The organism is Bradyrhizobium sp. SHOUNA76 (genome assembly GCF_023006445.1).
Taxonomy (GTDB): Bacteria; Pseudomonadota; Alphaproteobacteria; order Rhizobiales; family Xanthobacteraceae; genus Bradyrhizobium.
This window is the reverse complement of sequence record NZ_JALBHA010000548.1, coordinates 1-4,008: the sequence shown is the minus strand read 5'-3', so window position 1 is coordinate 4,008 and position 4,008 is coordinate 1. Positions and strand designations below refer to the sequence as shown.

5 protein-coding genes and 1 pseudogene are annotated in these 4,008 nt (G+C 64.8%); 3 read left to right on the top strand and 3 right to left on the bottom strand.

Going from position 1 to position 4,008, the window contains the following annotated elements; genetic code table 11:
* Positions 1 to 362, bottom strand: a pseudogene (locus tag MOV74_RS32975) (UbiD family decarboxylase domain-containing protein); the annotation flags it as partial.
* Positions 363 to 474: 112 nt separating this feature from the next.
* Between MOV74_RS32975 and MOV74_RS32970 the strand changes: the two are divergent.
* Genes MOV74_RS32970 through MOV74_RS32960 form a run of 3 tightly spaced genes read left to right on the top strand, consistent with a single transcriptional unit; the run spans position 475 to position 2,959 of the window.
* Positions 475 to 1,020 carry an SCP2 domain-containing protein gene (locus tag MOV74_RS32970; protein ID WP_246931176.1) on the top strand — a complete coding sequence of 182 codons (546 nt, stop codon included), beginning with the start codon at positions 475 to 477 and terminating at the stop codon, positions 1,018 to 1,020.
* Positions 1,020 to 1,997: a peptidase U32 family protein gene (locus MOV74_RS32965; protein WP_246931178.1), complete on the top strand. Its 978-nt coding sequence runs from the start codon at positions 1,020 to 1,022 to the stop codon at positions 1,995 to 1,997. Before MOV74_RS32970 ends, MOV74_RS32965 begins: the two co-directional genes overlap by 1 nt.
* Before the next feature lie 26 nt (positions 1,998 to 2,023).
* A complete protein-coding gene (locus MOV74_RS32960) occupies positions 2,024 to 2,959 on the top strand; it encodes a U32 family peptidase (RefSeq protein ID WP_246931175.1) in 936 nt (311 codons plus the stop codon).
* A gap of 24 nt (positions 2,960 to 2,983) precedes the next feature.
* Here the strand turns inward: MOV74_RS32960 and MOV74_RS32955 are convergent, their stop codons facing one another.
* Positions 2,984 to 3,607 carry an FMN-dependent NADH-azoreductase gene (locus MOV74_RS32955; RefSeq protein WP_246931174.1) on the bottom strand — a complete coding sequence of 208 codons (624 nt, stop codon included), beginning with the start codon at positions 3,605 to 3,607 and terminating at the stop codon, positions 2,984 to 2,986.
* Positions 3,608 to 3,613: 6 nt separating this feature from the next.
* Positions 3,614 to 4,008, bottom strand: a 395-nt coding sequence (locus MOV74_RS32950; protein ID WP_246931173.1) for a cysteine hydrolase, incomplete at its 5' end; no start/stop codon positions are given.

Sequence of the window (4,008 nt, the reverse complement as noted above, 5' to 3'; positions counted from 1 at the left end):
GCCAGCGCGGCGCGCGCGAGCGGGAGCTTGCCGAAGGCATCCCTGATGCTGCTCGGTGGTCGCGGCGCGCGCAGCTCGGCCATCAGCGCGCCAAGCTCTTCGAGACGGTCGCGCACGATGCCCATTCCCCATGCGATCCGCTCGACCGTTCCGAACAGATTGGTGAGGAGCGGCATCTCAGACGGGCTGCCGTCGGCCTTGACGGGCTGCTCGAATAATAGTGCTGGTCCGTGCGCGCCGAGCACACGCCGGTGGATTTCCGTGATCTCGTGGACGACGGAGACTTTTTCGCGAATGCGTCGCAACTGCCCCCGGCTTTCGATGAAGCGGAGGAAGTCGGACAGGTCGCGAAAGCGCGGCACATCACGTTGCAACTGAATAAGCTCCCAAAAAATCACAGCTAGCCGGGTTGATTTCGGTCTTCATTGTTCCGGCTCAAATACAGCGGCGTGCAATCCGTCCAGATGTGGGGCCATGAATGATCCGTTCGCCGCATCGCCCGGCCCGTTGCCGACGATTCCGCCGCTTGTCGCGCTTGCCATGCGTCCCCTGCCGCTGCTGCCGTTGCAGCTCGTTCTCGCCGGCGTGCTGCAGCGGATCCATCGGCGCTACCCTGCAATATTCGACCGGCTCGGCGCGCACGCGCGCGCGCGGTTCGGGATCAAGCCGATCGATCTGCCGTTTGCCTTCGTGGTCGAGGCCAGGCCGCCGCGCCTGTCCGTCGTGCGCGATTTGCCGCGAGGTCTAGACGCGCGAATCTCGGCCTCGCTCGCCAATCTGTTGGCTCTGCTCGAAGGCAGGGTCGACGGCGATGCCCTGATGTTCTCGCGCGAACTCGTCGTCGAGGGCGATGTCGAGGCGGTGCTGGCGCTGCGCAATGCGATCGACGACGCCCAGCTCGATCTCGCCACTGAGCTGTCCTCGCTGCTTGGCCCGCTGGGCGCGCCAGCGCGGCGCGCCTTCGAGGCCGCCCGTGGCCGCGTGATCGGTGCATCGGGCCAAGGCGAGCAATCGAGATGATGGAATTGATCTGTCCTGCCGGGACGCCGGCCGCGTTGAAGAGCGCCATTGATGCCGGCGCCGATGCGATCTATTGCGGCTTCAACGACGAGACCAACGCGCGCAATTTTCCGGGGCTGAATTTCAGCCGCGACGAGCTGCGCAATGGAATCGCGCTGGCGCATGGCCGCGGCGCCAGAGTCCTGGTCGCCATCAATACTTTCCCGCGCGCCTCTGCCGTCGACATCTGGCATCGCGCGGTGGACGATGCGGTGAGCGCCGGAGCCGACGCGCTGATCCTCGCCGATATCGGATTGATGGACTACACGGCACAGCGCCATCCGAACCAGCGTTTGCACGTCTCGGTTCAGGCCGCGGCCGCAAATCCCGATGCCATCGCCTTCTACGCAGAAACCTTCGGGGCAAAGCGCGTCGTGCTGCCGCGTGTCCTCAGCGTGCCGGAGATTGCGGATATCACCCGGCAGTCCGCCTGCGAGACCGAGGTCTTCGTGTTCGGCGGCCTCTGCGTGATGGCCGAGGGACGCTGCTCGTTGTCGTCCTATGCCACCGGCAAGTCGCCGAACATGCAGGGCGTCTGCTCGCCGCCGAGCCATGTGACCTACGAGCAGACCGCGGACGGGACCAAGTCCAGCCTCGGCGGCTTCACCATCAACCGGTTCGGGCTAAGCGAGCCTGCGGGCTATCCGACGCTGTGCAAGGGCCGCTTCTCGACCGCTCAGGGCGCCGGCTATATTTTCGAGGATCCCGTCAGCCTGGACGCCACGACCCTGCTTAGAGGCTTGCGCGATGCCGGGGTGACCGCGCTCAAGATCGAGGGCCGCCAGCGCGGCCGCGCCTATGTCGAAAGCGTGGTGCGCCATTTCCGTCATGCGCTCGCAGCGCTCGAGAGCGGGAGTGAGACCGACATTGCGAGCCTGAAGCCGTTCACCGAAGGGCAGGCCTCCACGCTCGGCGCCTACCGCAAGACCTGGCGCTAGTCTCTTTGAATATGTGAGGTCAAGCGATGCAACTCAGCCTCGGTCCAGTTCTGTACAATTGGGCGCCGGAACGCTGGCGCGATTTCTATTTCCGTATCGCTGACGAAGCGCCGGTCGACGTCGTCTCCGTCGGCGAGATCGTCTGCTCGAAACGTTCGCCGTTCTTCGCAGATCACATCCCGGCCGTTGTCGAACGGCTGCAAAGCGCGGGCAAAGAGGTGCTGCTGGGCTCGCTGATCCTGGTCTCGCTGCGGCGTGAACGCCGCCAGACCGAAGAGCTTGCGGCGGCCGAGGGCGTGCTGGTCGAGGTGAATGATCTGACCTGCCTCAGGGCGCTCGCGGGCCGGCCGCACGCCATCGGTCCCTTCGTCAACATCTACAACGAGGCGAGCGCGGCATTTCACGCCGCGCGCGGGGCAAGGCGCATCTGCCTGCCGCCGGAATTGCCGCTGGCTTCGATCGCGGCGATCGCGAAGGCGATCCCGGATGTCACGATCGAGGTGTTCGCGTTCGGCAGGGTGCCGCTGGCCATCTCGGCGCGCTGCTATCATGCGCGCCTTCACAAGCTCGCCAAGGACAATTGCCGCTTCGTCTGTGAGAAAGATCCGGACGGTCTCCTCCTGAACACGCTGGAGCAGCAGGACTTCCTGACCATCAACGGCGTGCAAACGCTGTCTCACTCCTGTGCCAATCTGCTGGGAGAGGCCGGCCTCTTGCAACAGAGCAAGGTCGGCTCGCTGCGCCTATCGCCGCAGGATTGCGACATGGTCGTCGTCGCCAGGACCTTTCGCGACGTGTTGGACGGTCGCGAGGACGCGGACGGCGGCAGCCGCCGACTTGCTGCGGCCTATCCTGGTGTTCCCTTCTCGAATGGGTTCCTGTGGGCAGAGCCAGGGCACGTCTATCGTCAGGCCCGATCAGGGGAGGCCCAAGGCTCAGCGGCGCAAATCGCGACCTTCTAAACGGGTTCGGCGTTGCGGGATGCATCAGAAGTTCGTGGCCATTGCAGCCAGACGTCGATGAGCCCTTTCCCGCGCAGTCTCGATCGACTGCTGCGGTCCAGTCGTTGGCCCGATCGGCACGAAACGAACGTTGTCGATCCCGATGAAGCGCAGGATGTCGCGCAGGTAGGGCGTTGCCATGTCGATGCGGCCGCGGTTCATGCCGGTGGCAAAGTCGCTGCCGCTGGCGAGAATCACCAGCGTCGGCCGGTCCTTGAGCAGTGGGAGATAGCCCTGCGACGGATCGAACCGAAACGTCAGCCCGGGCTGGACGATGATGTCGAACCATTGCTTGAGCTTGTAGGGAATGCCGAAGTTCCACATCGGCGTGGAGATCAGCACGCGATCGGCAAGCGACAGGCGCAGCGCCATGCGCTCGGCCTCGGCAAAGCCGTCGCGTTGCGCATCGTTGAAGGCTTGCCCATTTATCCGTGCATATTTGGCCTCGACGATGGGACCAGAGAATTCCGGCATCCGCTCCCGCCAGATGTCCATGACGTCGAGATCCCAGTCCGGCCGGGCCCGGCCAAAGCTATCAAGAAAGACGCGCGCGCCGGCACTCGAGATGGAGTCGGCGCGGGGCGAGCAGGACAGGTGCAGGAGCTTCACCGGCGTTCATCCCAACGCCCTGATGACGGCATCCGCCCGGGTGACGATCGCGACGTTTTGCATGGCGAAATTGATCGAGGCGTTGTGCCAGTCGGCGTTCATGGTCGAGCAGCAATCCTCGGGCACGATCATGAAATAGCCCTTGTCCGCGCCGGTGCGGGCGGTGTGCTCGACCGACATGTTGGTCCACGCACCGGTGTTGATGATCATGTCGCGCCCGGTCGCCTTCAGGATCGTCTCCAGCCGCGTGCCTTCCCAGGCGCTCATGCGCATTTTCTCGACGACGAAATCGCCGGGCCGTGGCTCGAGGCCGGACACGGGCGCCGCGCCCCAGCTTCCGCGCACCATCGCCTTGCTGTCGACCAGGCCCTCGAACAGCGGCGCATTCAGCGTGACGCCGG

What these genes read in the sequence shown, in the direction of transcription:
- MOV74_RS32970 (WP_246931176.1), top strand. Translation starts at nt 475, where the DNA reads ATGAATGATCCGTTCGCCGCATCGCCCGGCCCGTTGCCGACGATTCCG.
- MOV74_RS32965 (WP_246931178.1), top strand. Translation starts at nt 1,020, where the DNA reads ATGGAATTGATCTGTCCTGCCGGGACGCCGGCCGCGTTGAAGAGCGCC.
- MOV74_RS32960 (WP_246931175.1), top strand. Translation starts at nt 2,024, where the DNA reads ATGCAACTCAGCCTCGGTCCAGTTCTGTACAATTGGGCGCCGGAACGC.